3 protein-coding genes (1 of these 3 running past the window's edge) are annotated in these 16,073 nt (G+C 77.8%); all 3 read left to right on the top strand.

Annotated features, from left to right (window positions below):
* Tightly spaced (each overlapping or abutting the next), the 3 genes in view from HWY08_RS12590 to HWY08_RS12600 form a layout consistent with a single transcriptional unit that may run on beyond the window.
* Positions 1-7,884: a non-ribosomal peptide synthetase gene (locus tag HWY08_RS12590; protein WP_176065639.1), complete on the top strand. Its 7,884-nt coding sequence runs from the start codon at positions 1-3 to the stop codon at positions 7,882-7,884.
* On the top strand, positions 7,881-14,309 hold the full coding sequence (locus HWY08_RS12595; RefSeq protein WP_176065641.1) for a non-ribosomal peptide synthetase: 6,429 nt from the start codon (positions 7,881-7,883) through the stop codon (positions 14,307-14,309). Before HWY08_RS12590 ends, HWY08_RS12595 begins: the two co-directional genes overlap by 4 nt.
* Positions 14,306-16,073, top strand: the 5' portion of a protein-coding gene (locus HWY08_RS12600) for a non-ribosomal peptide synthetase (RefSeq protein ID WP_176065643.1). The gene runs 6,191 nt beyond the window's last position; the window shows 1,768 of its 7,959 coding nt (coding positions 1-1,768); it begins with the start codon at positions 14,306-14,308; its stop codon lies beyond the right edge, outside the window. The genes HWY08_RS12595 and HWY08_RS12600 overlap by 4 nt, the downstream gene beginning before the upstream one ends.

The following is a 16,073-nucleotide window of genomic DNA, read 5'->3' on the forward strand; positions in this document are numbered from 1 at the left end:
GTGGCGGGACGCGAGGACAGGATCAGCCGGCTCTCGTCGGAGCAGCGGGGCCGGCTCGTGCGCGAGCTGGCGCGGCGCGGCCGCCGCGGCGCGGCCACCCTGCCGCGCGGCGACGACGGCGCCCCGCGGGCGCTCTCGTTCGCGCAGCAGCGGCTGTGGTTCCTCGACCGGCTCGACCCCGGCAGCACGGCCTACCTCGTCCCGGCGGCGCTGCGCCTCGAGGGCCGCCTCGACCCGGCCGTCCTGGAGCGCGCCCTCTCCGAGATCGTCCGGCGCCACCACGTCCTGCGGACCGCCTTCGTCGAGGTGGACGGCGTGGCCCAGGCGCGGGTCGCCGCGGCGGCGCCGGTGGCGATCGCCCAGGACGACCTGCGCTCCCTGCGCGAGGCCGAGCGGGAGGCGGAGGTGCGGCGCCAGGCGTTGGCGGAGGCGGCGCGGCCGTTCGACCTCGGCGCGCCGCCGCTCCTGCGGGCGCGGCTGCTCCGGCTCTCCGACGCGGAGCACGTCCTGCTCCTCACGCTGCACCACATCGCCTGCGACGCCTGGTCGAGCGGCGTGCTGCTGCGCGAGCTGGCGGCGCTCCACCCGGCCCTCGCGTGCGGCGCCCCGTCGCCGCTCCCCGAGCTGGCGATCCAGTACGCCGACTTCGCCGACTGGCAGCGCGCGGCGCTCGCCGCCGGGGGCGGCGAGGTGGACCTCGCCTACTGGCGGCGGCGGCTCGCGGGCGCGGTGCCCGCGCTCGACCTGTGTGCGGATCGTCCACGCCCGTCGGCGCGCTCCGGGCGCGGCGCGCACCACGCCTTCAGCCTCCCGGCCGAGCGGTGGCGCCCCTTCGCCGAGCTCGCCCGCGCGGAGCAGGCGACCCCGTACATGGCGCTGCTGGCCGCGCTCGACGCGTTCCTCTTCCGGGCCACCGGGCAGGAGGACCTGCTCGTCGGCACCCCGGTGGCCGGGCGCGAGCGGGCCGAGACCGACGGGCTCATCGGGTTCTTCGTCAACACGGTCGTGCTCCGTACCGACCTCTCCGGCGATCCCAGCTTCCGGGAGCTCCTCCGGCGCGCCCGGGAGACGGCGCTCCAGGCCTTCGCGCACCAGGCGCTCCCCTTCGACCTCGTGGTGGACGCCGTGCGGCCCAGGCGCGAGGGGGGGTCGAACCCGCTCTTCCAGGTCATGCTCGACCTCGAGACCGCAGGGCCGGCACGGCTCGCGCTGCCCGGGCTGGTGGTGACGCGCCTCGACCTGGAGCGCGGCACCTCCAAGCTCGACCTGCTCCTCTCTTGCCGCGAGGCGGACGGAGGGCTCGAAGGTTCCCTCGAGTACGACACCGACCTCTTCGACGAGGCGACCGCCGCCCGGTTCACGCGCCAGCTCGGGCTGCTGGTGGAGGCGGCGGTCGGCGCGCCCGACCGGCCCGTCTCGGCGCTGCCGATCCTGTCGGAGGCGGAGCGGCGGCGGGTGGTGGTGGCCTGGAACGACACCGCCTGCCGCTTCCCGCACGAGAAGGGGATCCACCAGCTGTTCCAGGCGCAGGCGGCGCGGACCCCGGAGGCGCTGGCGGTGGAGGGTGCGGACCGGTCGTTCACCTACCGCGAGCTCGACGCGCGGGCGAGCCGCATCGCACGCCACCTGCGGCGGCTCGGCTTCGGCCGCGGGCGGCTGGCCGGCCTGCTCGCGCTGCGCGTGCCGGACACGATCGCGGCGCTCCTCGGCGTCCTCGAGGCGGGCGGCGCCTGGGTGCCGCTCGATCCGGCCGCGCCGCGCCGGCGCCTCGCCGAGACCATCGCCGACGCGGAGCTGGGCGTGGTCCTCGCCGCGGGGCCGCTCCCGGACGGCTTTGCGCCGCCGCCCGGGGTGGAGGTGGTCCGCCTCGACGACCCCTCGCGCGCCGCCCGCGTCGGGGCCGAGCCGGCCCGGCACCTCCAGCCCATCGCCGGGAGCGAGGACACCGCCTACGTCATCTACACCTCCGGCTCCACCGGGAAGCCGAAGGGCGTCCGCATCTCCCACCGCTCCGCGGTGAACCTGTGGGCCGGGCTCGCGCGCACGGCCTACGCCGGGCGCGCGGGCCCGCTCCGCGTGAACCTCAACGCCCCGCTCGTCTTCGACGCCTCGGTGCAGCAGCTCCTGGCGCTCCTCGCAGGCCACGCGCTCGTGCTCGTGCCGGCGGAGGTGCGAGCCGACGCCGCGGCGATGGTGGAGTTCCTTCGCGCGCGGCGGGTCGACGTGCTCGACTGCGTGCCCTCGCACCTCAAGGCCCTGCTCGCGGCGGGGCTCCTCGACCCGGCCCACCCGCGCCCGCGGCTCATCCTCGTCGGCGGCGAGCCGCTCGACCTCGCCACCTGGCGGACGCTCGCCGCCGCGGAGGGGATCGACAGCTGGAACGTCTACGGCCCCACCGAGTGCGCCGTGGACGCGACCGCCTGCCGGGTGGGCGCGGCCCCTGGCGGCCCGAGCATCGGCAGGCCGCTCGCCAACGTCCGGGCGTACGTGCTCGACGCCCATGGCGCGCCGCTGCCGCCAGGCCTCCCCGGCGAGCTCTGCCTGGGGGGCGAGGGCGTGGGCCAGGGGTACCTGGGACGTCCCGCCCTCACCGCCGAGCGGTTCGTGGAGGACCCGTTCGCGCCGGGCGGACGCATGTACCGGACCGGCGACCGCGCGCGCTGGCGCGAGGATGGGCAGCTGGAGCTGCTCGGTCGCCTCGACGCGCAGGTGAAGGTGCGCGGCCACCGCATCGAGCTGGGCGAGATCGAGGCGGCGCTGGTGCAGCACCCCGCCGTCGCGGCGGCGGCGGCCGCGGTGCAGCTGGGTCCGGACGGCGAGCGGGCGCTCGTCGCCTACGTGGTCGGCCGCGGGAGCCCCGCCCCCGGCGCGGCGCCGCTCCGCCAGCACCTGCGCGAGCGGCTGCCCGAGTCGATGGTGCCGGCCGCCTTCGTGGCCCTCCAGGCCCTGCCTCACACGCCGAGCGGGAAGCTCGACCGGCGCGCGCTGCCGGCGCCGCGCTGGGAGGCCGCCCCCGGCCCGGGCGACGACCGCCCGGCCACGCCGCTCGAGGAGCTCGTGCGCGGCGCCTTCGCCGAGGTGCTCGGGGTCGAGCGGGTCGGACTCGAAGACGGCTTCTTCGAGCTGGGCGGCCACTCGCTGCTCGCGACACGGCTCACGGCGCGGGTGCGAGCGCTCGCCGGGGTGGAGCTGCCGCTCCGCGCGCTCTTCGAGCACCCGACGCCGGCCGCCCTGGCGCGGCTCGTGGACGAGCGGCGGCGGGGCGACGCGGGCGGCGCGCCCATCGCGCCGAGGCCCGATCCCTCGCTGCGCCCGCTCTCCTCCGCGCAGGAGCGGATGTGGTTCCTCGACCAGCTCGAGCCCGGGAGCGCGCTCTACCACATCGCCGCCGCGGTCCGGCTCCGCGGCGCGCTCGATCCGGCCGCGCTCGGGCGGGCCCTGTCCGAGGTCGTCCGCCGGCACGAGGTGCTCCGCACGCGCCTCGGCGCCGAGCGAGGCCGGCCGGTGGCGATCCTCGACCCCCCCGCGCCGGTGCCGCTCGAGGAGACGGACCTCACCCAGCTCCCGGCGGACGAGCGGGAGCGCGCCGCGCGCGCGCTCGCCACCGCCGAGGCGCGCCGCCCGCTCGACCCCGCCCGCGGCCCGCTCCTGCGCGCGCGCCTCCTGCGCCTCGGCGAGGCAGAGCGATGGCTCGTGCTCGTCGTCCACCACGCCGTCTCGGACGGCGCCTCGACGGGAGTCCTCGTTCGCGAGGTCACGGCGCTCTACGCCTCCGAGGTGGGCGGGGGCGGCGCCGCGCTCGCCGCGCTGCCACTCCAGTACGCGGACTTCGCCGCCTGGCAGGCGACCTCGCTCGCCCGCGGCGAGCGCGAGGCCCAGCTCGCCTGGTGGCGGGAGCGGCTCGCCGGCGCGCCGGGCGCGCTCGAGCTGCCGTTCGACCGGCCGCGCCGCGCGCTCGCCTCGGCAGCCGGGGAGCGCCGGCCCCTCGCGCTCCCGGCACCGCTCTCGCGCGGGCTCGCCCTGCTCGCCCGCCGCGAGGGCGCGACGCTCTTCATGGCAGTGGTGGCCGCCCTCGACGCGCTCCTCGCCCGCGTCACCGGCGAGACCGACCTGTGCGTCGGCACGCCCGTCTCCGGCCGCGACCGCGCCGAGCTGGAGGGGCTCGTCGGGCTGTTCGTCAACACCCTGGTCCTGCGGGTGGACCTCGCCGGCGACCCGAGCTTCCGCGAGCTGTTGCGGCGCGTCCGCGAGGCGACGCTCGACGCCCACGCGCACGCGGCCGTGCCGTTCGACGAGGTGGTGGACGCCGTCCAGCCGGCGCGAAGCCTGACGCACACCCCGCTCTTCCAGGTCATGGCCTCGGTCGAGGACGAGCCGGGAGCGCCGAGGCTCCCCGGCGTCGAGGCGTGCTTCCTGCCACTCGACACCGGCACCGCGAAGTTCGACCTGACGCTCGAGCTGCGCCGGGGCGGGGAGGGCCTCGCGGGTGACCTCGAGTACCGCCGGGACCTCTTCGACCCCGCCACGGTGGACCGGCTCGCCGCCAGCTTCGAGCGGCTCCTCGCCGCGGCGGTCGAGGACCCCGACCTGCGCCTGTCGGAGCTGCCGCTGCAGGGGCCGGAGGAGCGGCAGCGGGTGCTCGCGCTCGGGCAGGGCGAGCCCGCCGGCGAGGTGGGGGAGCTCGTCCCTGCGAAGCTGGCCGCGCTCGCGGCGCGCGGCCAGGACGCGCCGGCGATCTTCGCCGCCGGCGAGGTGTGGAGCCGCGGCGCGCTCGACCGCCGGGCGCGCCAGATCGCCCACCGGCTGCGCGCGGCGGGCGTGACGGCCGGCGCGCGGGTGGGGCACCTCCTGCAAAGGACGCCCGACGCGATCGCGGCGCTGCTCGGGATCTGGAGGGTGGGCGCCGTCCACCTGCCGCTCGATCCGCAGAGCCCCCCGGCGCGAACGGCCGCCCTGCTCGCCGACGCGGGCGCGACGCACGCCCTCACCACCTCGGCGCTGGCGCCGGCGCTCGCGGGCGCGGCCACCCCGCCGGTCCTGCTGGACGGGGTCGAAGGCGAGCCGGCGGACGGGGCGGCGGCGCCGCTCGACCCCGCGGCGGCGGCCTACGTCATCTACACCTCCGGCTCCACCGGGAGGCCGAAGGGCGTGGTGGTGAGCCACCGCGCGCTGGCGGAGCACTGCCGGTCCTCTTGCGGTCACTACCGGTTCGCGCCGGGCGACCGCGCGCTGCAGTTCGCCGCCTTCTCCTTCGACGCCTCGCTGGAGCAGATCCTGGCCCCGCTCTCCGGAGGAGCCGCCCTGGTCCTGCGCGGCGACGAGCTGCAGGAGCCGCGCGCGTTCGCCGAGGCCATCGCGCGGGACGGCGTCACCTTCATGGACCTGCCGCCCGCCTATCTCGACGGCCTCGTGCGCTCCTGGGAGGCGGACCCCGGCCGGGCCGCCTGGCCGGCCTGCCCCGCGCTGCGGCTCCTCATGGTGAGCGCCGACGTGGTGCGGCCCGAGACGCTGGCCCTGTGCCGCCGCTCACCGTGGGGCCGGGCCGGGCTCGTCAACAACTACGGCCCGACCGAGGCGACCATCAGCTGCGCCGACTACGACGTCCCGGCCGACGTGGGCGACCTCGTCGCGCGCGGCCGGGTGCCGATCGGGCGGCCGCTGCCGGGCCGCAGGGCGTACGTCCTCGACGCGCGGGGCGAGCCGGTGCCGGTGGGCGTGCCGGGCGAGCTCCACCTCGGAGGCGAGGGGCTCGCCGATGGCTACCTGGGGCGGCCGGAGCTCACGGCGGAGCGGTTCCTGCCCGACCCCTTCGACGGTGAGCCCGGGGCGCGGATGTACCGCACCGGCGACCGGGCGCGCTGGCTCGCCGGGGGAGAGCTCGAGCTCCTCGGCCGGGTGGACGAACAAGTGAAGCTGCGCGGCTTCCGCCTCGAGCTGGGCGAGGTCGAGGCGGCCCTGCGCGCCTGCCCGGGCGTGAGGGCCGCGGCGGCGGCGGTGAAGGAGGAAGGGGCGACCCGGCGGCTGGTGGGGTACGTCGTGCCCGCTGACGGCGCCGCGCCGGCGGCCGAGGCGCTCGCGGAGCGGCTCGGCCAAGTGCTGCCGCCCTACATGGTGCCGTCCGCCTTCGTGGCGATCGCGGCGCTGCCCCTCACCGCGGGCGGCAAGGTGAACCGGCGGGCCCTCCCGCCCCCACCCGCGGCGGCCGAGGCGGGCTACCTCGCGCCGCGGACGGCGGCCGAGGAGCGGCTGGCGGCCATCTGGGCGGAGGTGCTGGGGGCGAAGCGGGTCGGCGTCCACGACGACTTCTTCGCGCTGGGCGGCGACTCGATCCTGTCGATCCAGATCGTGGCGCGCGCGCGCGAAGCGGGGCTCGTGCTCACGCCGCGGCAGGTGTTCGAGACGCCCACGGTGGCGGGCCTGGCCGCCGCGGCCGGAACGGCGGCGGTGGCCGTCGCGGAGCAGGGCCCGGTGGCGGGGCCGGTGGCGCTCGCGCCCATCCAGCGCTGGTTCCTCGAGCGCGCCCCCCAGGAGCCGCACCACTTCAACCAGTCGCTCCTGCTGGAGGTCTTGGTGCCGCTCGCCCGCGAGCCCCTCGCGGCGGCGCTCCGCGACGTCGCCTGGCACCACGACGCGCTGCGGCTGCGCTTCGAGCAGACCGGCGAGGGCTGGCAACAGTGCTGCGCGCCGCCGGGCGAGCACGACGCGCCGCTCGCGTGGGAGGACCTGTCGACGCTCGCCGGAGAGGCGGTGGGTCCTGCGCTCGAGCGCCGCTGCGCCGGGCTGCAGCGCGCGCTCGACCTCGGGGCGGGGCCGCTCGTGCGAGCGGCATACTTCGACCTCGGCCGGGCGCGGCCGGGGCGGCTCCTCCTCGTCGCGCATCACCTGGCGGTGGACGGCGTGTCGTGGCGGATCCTGCTCGAGGACCTCGAGCGCGCGTACGCCGCGCGGGCGGCGGGCGAGGCGCCCCGCCTGCCGCCCAAGTCGAGCGCGTACCGGGAGTGGACGGCGGCCCTCACCCGGTTCGCCGCGTCGCAGGAGCTCGGGGACGAGCTCGCGTACTGGGAGGGTTTGCCGCCAGGCGCGCCGCTCCCGGTCGCGCCGCTCACGGGCGACGACCTCGAGCAGGACGAGCAGGCGGTCGAGGTGGAGCTGCCGGCGCCGGCGACCCGGGCGCTGCTCACGGACGCGGCGGCGGCGCTCCACGCCGAGCCGAACGACCTGCTCCTCGCCGCGCTCTTCCCGGCGCTGGCCCGCTGGACGGCTTCGCCGGTGGTCCGGATCGACCTCGAGGGGCACGGCCGCGAGGAGCTGCCCGAGCCGCTCGACCTCTCCCGGACCGTCGGCTGGTTCACCTCCGTCTTCCCCGTCGCGGTCGATCTGCGCGGCGCGGCCGACGCGCGCGAGGCGCTCGGCCCGGTGAAGGAGGCGCAGCGCCGCGTCCCGCGCCGAGGGGTGGGGTACGGCGTCCTGCGCCACCTCGCGCCCGACCCGGCGGTCCGGGCGCGCCTCGCCGCCGCCGAGCCGGGGCAGGTGTCGTTCAACTACCTCGGCCAGCTCGACCTGGCGCTGGCGGGCGGGCGCTTCCGGCCGGCGGCCGAGGATCGCGGCCCGGAGCGGAGCCCACGCCAGCGCCGGAGCCACCTCCTCGGCGTGGACGCGGCCGTGGTAGGCGGCCGGCTGCGGGCGCGCTTCGCCTTCGGCCGGGCCGTCCCACGCGACGCCGTCCAGGCGGTGGCCGCGTGGTTCGAGGAGGGGCTGCGCCTGCTCGCCGGCGCGGCGGCCGAGGCGGGCGCGGCTGACCGGTACGCGCCGGCCGAGTTCCCGGAGGCGGGGCTCTCGCCGCGCGAGCTCGCCGCACTGCTGCGCGAGGTGGGGGGAGCATGAGCACCACCGACGCCATCGAGGCCATCTTCCCGCTCGCTCCCATGCAGGAGGGCATGGTCTTCCACGCCCTCCAGTCGCCTGGCACGGCGCTCTACCACGAGCAGCTCTCGGTCCCGCTGGAGGGCGACCTCGACCCGGGCGCCTTCGCGCGCGCCTGGAGCTGGCTGGCGGAGCGGCACGCGGTCCTCCGCACGGCCTTCGCCTGGAAGAGCCCGCGGCAGATGCTGCAGGTGGTGCAGCGGCGCGCCGCGCTGGTGCCGCGCTGCGAGGACTGGCGCGCGCTCCACCCCCCCGCGCAGGAGGAGCGCCTCGCCGCCTTCCTCGAGGCGGATCGGCGAGAGGGCTTCGACCTCGCCCGCGCGCCGCTCACCCGCGTCGCGCTCCTGCGCACTGGCGAGCGCAGCTGGCAGCTCGTGTGGAGCATCCACCACGCGCTGGTGGACGGCTGGTCGTCGGCGCTCCTCCTCGCCGAGCTGCTCGAGGCCTACCAGGCGCTCCGGACCGGCCGCACGCCCGAGCTGCCGCCGGTCCGGCCGTTCCGCGACTTCGTCTCCTGGCTGCAGCGGCGAGACGCGTCGGGCGACGAGGCCTTCTGGCGCGCCGCCCTGGCTGGGTTTGCCGAGCCGACGCCGCTCGTCATGGCGCGCGCGGCCGGCCGCCCCGGCGCGCCGCACGCGACCGAGTCGCTGCGCCTCTCCAGTGAGGCGACGGCCGCGCTGCAGCGGCTGGCGCGCGAGGAGCGCCTCACCCCCGCCACGCTGGTGCAGGGCGCCTTCGCCCTCCTGCTCGCGCGCTACGCCGGCCAGGACGACGTGCTCTTCGGCGCCACCGTCTCCGGCCGCCCGGCCGAGCTCCAGGGCGTGGAGCGGATGGTCGGGCTCTTCATCAACACCATCCCGGTGCGTGCGCGCCTGGAGCGCGCCGCCCCCGCCGCCGCCTGGCTGCGCGGCCTCCAGGAGGCGCAGCTCTCGGCGCGGCAGCACGAGCACGCGCCGCTGGTGCGCATCCGCGGCTGGGCCGAGGTGCCGGCGCGCTCGCCCCTGTTCGAGAGCCTGCTCGTCTTCGAGAACTACCCGTTCGCGAGCGGCCTCCGGCGGCCGGGGGGCCCGCTCCGCTTCGGCTCCCCCCGGACCCACAGCCGGACGAACTACCCGCTGACCGTGACGGCCGCGCTCGACCCCGAGCTCGTGCTCGGCGCCCTCCACGACACGAGCCGCCTCGACGGCGCCGCCGTCCGCCGCATGCTCCGCCACCTCGCGAACCTCCTCGAGGCCCTGGCGGCGCAGCCCGGGGCGCCGCTCGGCGCGCTGCCGCTCCTCTCCGGGGGCGAGCGCCGCGCCATCGAGGGCTGGAGCCGGGGCGCGCCGGCCGCACCGGGCCTGTCCTCGGCGCCGCAGCTCCTCGCCGCCCGCGCCGCCGAGCGGCCCGACGCGCTCGCCGCGGAGACGCCTGCGGAGCGCCTCACCTACCGCGAGCTCTCCGCGCGGGCGCACCGGCTGGCGCGCCACCTCGCCGCCCGTGGGCTCCGCCCCGGCGAGCCGGTTGGGCTGTGCCTCGAGCCCGGCGCGAACCTGGTGGTCGCCATGGCCGGCGTCCTGGAGGCGGGAGGCGCCTTCCTGCCGCTCGACCCGGCCTCGCCCCCGCAGCGGCTCGCCTTCATCCTGGCCGAGGCGCGCCCGGCGCTCGTGCTGGCCGAGCGCGCCACCCTCGGCCGGCTGCCGGCGTCGGACGCGGCGGCGATCGTGATCGACGGCGAGGACGCTGCCGCGCTTGCCCGCGAGGAGGCCGTGCCGCTCGGCCGCGCCATCGCCCCCGGCGACCCGGCCTACGTCATCTACACCTCCGGCTCCACCGGCGAGCCGAAGGGCGCCGTGCTGCACCACGGCGGCCTCTGCAACTTCGCGGCGGCGTTCGTCGGGGCCGCGGCGCTCGGGCCGAACGACCGCGTCCTCCAGTTCGCCTCGCCCTCCTTCGACGCCTCGGTGGCCGAGGTGTGGAGCACCTTCGCGGCCGGCGCGGCGCTGGTCGTCCCGCCGCGCGAGGTGCGGGCCTCGCCCCGCGACCTCGAGCGCTTCCTCGTCGAGGCCCGGATCACGAGCGCCACCTTCCCGCCGTCGCTCCTGGCGGTGCTCTCGCCGGAGGCTGTCCCGGGGCTGAGGTCGGTCGTCACCGCCGGCGAGGCGTGCCCGGTCGAGGTGGCGCGGCGGTGGTCGCGCGGCCGGCGGCTCGTCAACTTCTACGGTCCGACGGAGACCTCCATCGGCGCGGCCTGGCACCTCGTCGGCGAGCTGCCGGCGGATGCGGCCGGAGTCCCCATCGGCCGGCCGGTCGCCGGCGGGACCTGCTGGGTGCTCGGCCCGGACCTGGCACCGGTGCCGGCCGGCGTCCCGGGCGAGCTGTGCGTGGGCGGCGCCGGCGTCGGGCTCGGCTACCTGGGCCGGCCGGCGCTCACCGCCGAGCGCTTCGTCCGGGATCCGTTCGAGCCTGGGCGGCGCCTCTATCGCACCGGCGACCGCGCCCGCTGGAGCGCCGAAGGCGCGCTGGAGTTCCTGGGCCGCCTCGATGACCAGCTGAAGGTGCGTGGGTTCCGCATCGAGCCGGGCGAGGTCGAGGCGGCGCTCACCCAGCACCCGGCGCTGGCGGCCGCGGCGGTGGCGGCGCGGGCCGACGGACAGGGCGAGGCGCAGCTGGTGGCCTGGGTGCTGCCCCGTGCCGGCGCAACCGCGCCCGGGGCGGCGGAGCTCCGGCGCCACCTCCGCGGGCGGCTGCCGGAGTGGATGGTGCCGGCGCGCTTCGTCGCGGTCAGCGAGCTGCCGGTCAACGCGAGCGGGAAGGTGGACCGCCGCCGCCTGCCCGACCCCGACGCCCGTTCCGCCCGTCACGTCGCGCCGCGCACGCCGGTGGAGGAGGTGCTGTGCGCGCTCTTCGCCCACGTCCTGGGCGTGGAGCGGGTCGGCGTCGAGGACGACTTCTTCGCGCTGGGCGGCCACTCGCTCAAGGCGACCCAGCTCGCCGCGCGCGTCCGCGACGCGCTCGGGGCCGAGCTGCCGCTGCAGGCGATCTTCGAGACCCCCACCGTCGCCGCGCTGGCGTCGGTCGCCGGCGAGAAGCGGCCGGTGGCCGCCCCGCCGATCCTGCCGCGGCCCGCGGGCGAGCCGCGGGTGGCCTCCTTCGCTCAGCAGCGGCTGTGGTTCCTGGAGGAGCTCGCCCCCGGCACGCCCCGCCACAACATCCCGGCGGCGGTGCGGCTCGCGGGCTCGCTCGCCCCGGCCGCCCTGGCGCGGGCGCTCGCCGCGCTGGTCCGGCGCCACGAGGTGCTGCGGACGCGGCTCGCGCCGTCCGGCGGCCTCCCGGTGCCGGTGGTGGACGAGGACGCGGAGGCGCCGCTCCCGGTCGAGGACCTCTCGTGTCTGGAGGAGCCGGCGCGCGAGGCGCGGCTGCGGGAGCGGCTGGCGGAGCTGGCGCGCGAGCCGCTCGATCTGGCGGCCGGGCCGGTCCTGCGCGCCCGGCTGCTCCGGCTGTCGCCGGAGGAGCACGTCCTCTCGCTCGTGGTGCACCACGCCGCCACCGACGGCTGGTCGATGGGCGTCGCCGTCCGCGAGCTCGGCGCGCTGTACCAGGCCGCGGTGGCGGGGCGGCCGGCGGAGCTCGCGCCGCTGCCGCTCCAGTATGCGGACTACGCGCGGTGGCAGCGGGCGTGGCTCCAGGGCGACGCGCTCGAGGAGCAGCTCGGTTACTGGCGCGAGCGGCTCCGCGGGGCGCCGCCGCTGCTGGCGCTCCCCACCGACCGGCCGCGCCCGCCGGTCGCGACCGACCGCGGCGGGCACGTCCGCTTCCTCCTGCCGGAGGCGCTGCTCCGGCCCCTCTGGCGCGTAGGGCGCGCCGAGGGCGCGACGCCGTTCATGACCCTCCTGGCGGCGTTCCAGGTCCTGCTCGGCCGGCTCGCTGGCCAGGAGGACGTCTCGGTCGGCACCCCCATCGCGAACCGCACCCGCGCCGAGCTGGAGGGTCTCGTCGGCTTCTTCGCCAACACGCTCGTGCTGCGCGGCGACCTCGGCGGCGACCCGACCTTCCGTGACCTCGTGGCGCGCACCCGCGCCGCGGCGCTCGGCGCCTACGCCCACCAGGACGTGCCGTTCGAGATGGTGGTCGAGGCGCTGCAGCCGAGGCGGGCCCTGTCGCACAGCCCGCTCTTCCAGGTCATGTTCGTCCTCGACGACACCCCGCGCGAGCCGCTCCGGCTGCCGGGGCTCACCCTCGCCCCGCTCGAGGCGGAGACGGGGAGCGCCGCCTTCGACCTGACGCTGGCGCTGGCGGCCGCCGAGGGCGGGCTCGACGCGACGCTCGAGTACAACGCCGACCTGTTCGACGCCGCCACAGCGGAGCGGATCGCGGCGCAGCTCCGGACGCTCCTCGCCGGCATCGCCGCCGATCCCGACCGGCGCATCTCTGCGCTGCCGCTCCTCGGCGACGACGAGCGGCGCAGACTCACCTCGGAGTGGGCGGCGGCGCCGGCGCCCGAGCCGGCGGATCGATCCTTCGCGGCGCGCTTCGCGCGGCAGGCGGCGGCCGCGCCGGACGCCGTCGCGCTCACGTTCCAGGGGCGGGCGGTGAGCTACGGCGAGCTCGACCGGCGCGCGGAGCACCTTGCGCGGCGGCTCGCGCGACGGGGCGCGGGCCCGGGCGCGCTCGTCGGCGTCTCCGCCGAGCGCTCGGTCGAGGCGGTGGTGGCGGCGCTGGGGGTGATGAAGGCGGGCGGCTGCTACCTTCCGCTCGACCCGGCCTATCCGGCCCAGCGGCTCGCCTTCATGGTCGAGGACTCGCGGGTCGCGCTGCTCGTCACGCAACCGCACCTCGCCGCGCGCCTGCCCGGCATCGCCTCGGTGGTGCTGGTGGACGACCCCGCGGCGGAGGAGGCCGGCGGCACGGCCGAGGCGCTGCTCGCGGCCCGCGCGCCCGGGCCGGAGGACGTGGCGTACGCGATCTACACGTCGGGGTCGACGGGGAAGCCGAAGGCGGCGCTGCTGAAGCACCGGGGCCTCGTGAACCTGTCGGAGGCGCAGCGGGAGGCGTTCGGGGTGGGTCCTGGGAGCCGGGTGCTGCAGTTCTCGCCGTTCTCGTTCGACGCGTCGGTGTGGGAGCTGGCGATGGCGCTCGGCAACGGGGCGACGCTGTGCCTCGCGCCGCAGGAGGTGCTGGCGTCGTCGATCGAGCTGACGGCGCTGCTGCGGGAGCAGCGGATCACGCACGTGACGCTCCCGCCTTCGGTGCTGGCGGTGCTGGCGCCGGAGGAGCTGCCGGAGCTCGGGACGGTGATCTCGGCGGGGGAGGCGTGCACGCGGAAGCTGGTGGAGCGATGGGCGCCAGGGCGGCGGTTCTGGAACGCGTACGGGCCGACGGAGACGACGGTGTGCGCGACGATGGGGCCGTGCAGCGCGGAGGACGCGCGGCCGCCGAGCATCGGGAAGCCGATCGCGAACGCGCGGGCGTACGTGCTGGACGCGCGGCCGCCGAGCATCGGGAAGCCGATCGCGAACGCGCGGGCGTACGTGCTGGACGCGCGGCAGCGGCCCGTCCCGGTGGGCGTGCCGGGCGAGCTGTGCATCGGCGGGGTGGGGGTGGCGCGGGGCTACCTGCACCGGCCGGAGCTGACGGTGGAGCGGTTCTTGCCCGATCCGTTCCAGCCGGGGGGGAGGCTGTACCGGACGGGCGACCTGGCGCGGTGGCGCGCGGACGGGACGATCGAGTTCCTGGGGCGGATCGACCAGCAGGTGAAGGTGCGCGGCTTCCGGATCGAGCCGGCCGAGGTGGAGGCGGCGCTGCGGAGGCACCCGGCGGTGCGGGAGTGCGTGGTCCTGGCGCGGGAGGACCGGCCGGGGGAGGCACGCCTGGTCGCCTACGTCGAGCACGGGGACGCCCCGGCGCCGAGCGCGGCGGAGCTGAAGGCGGCGGTGAGGGCAGAGCTGCCGGAGCACATGCTGCCGACGGGGTACGTGTGCCTGGCGAAGCTGCCGCTCTCGCCGAGCGGGAAGGTAGACCGGGCGGCGCTGCCGGCGCCCGAGGCGAGGTCGGAGCGGGCCTATGTGGCACCGCGCACCGAGGTGGAGGAGAAGCTGGCGGAGCTGTGCGCCGGGCTGCTCGGCGTGGAGCGGGTGGGGGTGGAGGACGACTTCTTCGAGCTGGGCGGGCACTCCCTGCTCGCCACCCAGCTCCTCTCGCGGGTCCGCGACGCCTTCGACGTCGAGCTGCCCCTCCGGGTCCTGTTCGAGGGCCCGTCGATCGCCCAGCTGGCGCAAGCGGTCGAGACCGCGCGGGCGGGGCGCCTCGACGCCGCCGAGCTGGCGGCGCTGGTGGACGAGGTCGAGGCGCTGCCGGAGGAGCCCGCCGCGGCCCAGGGTGCCGGCGAGGCGGGGGAGCGGCCATGAGCGTCGCCGGCCAGGAGCTACGGAGCGTGCTCGAGCGCGTGGCGGCGCTCTCGGTGGAGAAGCGCGCGCAGCTCGAGGCGCTGCTGCGCCAGCGAGGCGCGGCGCTGCCGCGCCCGGCCATCCCGCGCCGCGCGCCTGGGGTCGTCGAGCTGCCGCTCTCGTACGCGCAGCAGCGGCTCTGGTTCGTCGAGCAGCTGGAGCCGGGCAGCGCGCAGTACCACCTCCCCACCGCCGTCCGGCTGCGCGGCCGGCTCGACGCGGTGGCGCTCGAGCAGGCCCTCGACGCCATCGTGTGCAGGCACGAGGCGCTCCGCGCCACCTTCCACCAGGCGGGCGGGGCGCCCGTGCAGCGCATCGCGCCGGAGGCGGCGGTGCCGCTTCCCGTGGAGGACCTCGCGCCGCTGCCGCAGGCCGAGCGGGAGACGCGCCTCGCCGCGCGGCTGGCCGAGGAGGCGCGGCGCCCCTTCGACCTCGCCGCCGGGCCGTTGCTCCGGGCCTTCCTGTTCCGGCTGGGCGAGCGCGAGCACGTCGTGCTGCTCACGATGCACCACATCGCCTCGGACGGCTGGTCGGCCGGGGTGCTGGTGCGCGAGGCGACGGCGCTTTACCGGGCCTTCGCCGCCGGGCGGCCGTCGCCGCTCGCGCCGCTGCCCATTCAGTACCCCGACTTCGCCCTCTGGCAGCGCGGGTGGCTCTCTGGCGGCGCGCTGCGCGACCCCCTCGCCTGGTGGCAGCGGCAGCTCGCTGGCGCGCCCGCCGCGCTCGACCTCCCCACCGATGGGCCGCGAGGCACCGGCGCCGGGCAGGGCGGGTCGCGCCTGTTCGCGTTGCCGGCGCCGCTGGCGGGCGCGGTGGCGAAGCTGGCGAAGGAGCGGGGCGCGACGCCGTTCATGGCCCTCCTCGCCGCCTTCGGCGCGGTGCTCCAGCGGTGGACCGGCGAGGAGGACCTGTGCGTCGGCACGCCCATCGCCAACCGGACCCAGGCCGAGGTGGAGGCGCTCATCGGGTTCTTCGTCAACACGCTCGTGCTGCGCGCCGACCTCTCCGGCGAGCCGGACGCGCGCGCGCTGATCGGCCGGATGCGCGAGGTGGCGCTCGGCGCCTATGCGCACCAGGACGTGCCGTTCGAGATGGTGGTGGAGGTCGCGAGGCCCGAGCGGAGCCTCGCCCGCACCCCGCTCTTCCAGGTGATGCTCGTCCTCCAGAACGCACCCCCCGTCGCGTTCGAAGTGGGCGAGCTCACCTGGATCCCCGAGCCGGTCGAGACGGGCGCCGCCAGCTTCGACCTCACCCTGGCGCTGAAGGAGGGCCCGGGCGGGATCGAGGGCGCGGTCGAGTACGACGCCGGGCTGTTCGACGCGGCCACCGTCGACCGGTTCTGCGGCCACTTTCGACGCGTGCTGGAGGGGATGGTGGCGCACCCGGAGCGGCCGGTCTCGGCGCTGCCGCTGCTGGGCGAGGAGGAGCGGTCGCGGGTGGCGGGTTTCGCCGCCGGCGCCGCCATCGAGGACCCGGCCCCGCTCCTGCCCGGCGCCGTCGCCGCGCGCGCCGGCGAGCGCCCGGACGCGACCGCGCTCCTCCTCGGCGAGCAGCGCTGGAGCTACCGCGCCCTCAGGCTGCGCGCCGGTGAGCTCGCCCGGGCGCTGGTGGCGGCCGGGGTGAGGCCCGGCGCCGCCGTGGCGCACCTGCTGCCGCGCTCGCTGGACGCCGTGGCGGCGCTGCTCGCCATCTGGGAGGCGGGCGCGGTCTACGTGCCGCTCGATC

Origin of the sequence: Anaeromyxobacter diazotrophicus, from assembly GCF_013340205.1 — a bacterium.
Taxonomy (GTDB): Bacteria; Myxococcota; Myxococcia; order Myxococcales; family Anaeromyxobacteraceae; genus Anaeromyxobacter_A; species Anaeromyxobacter_A diazotrophicus.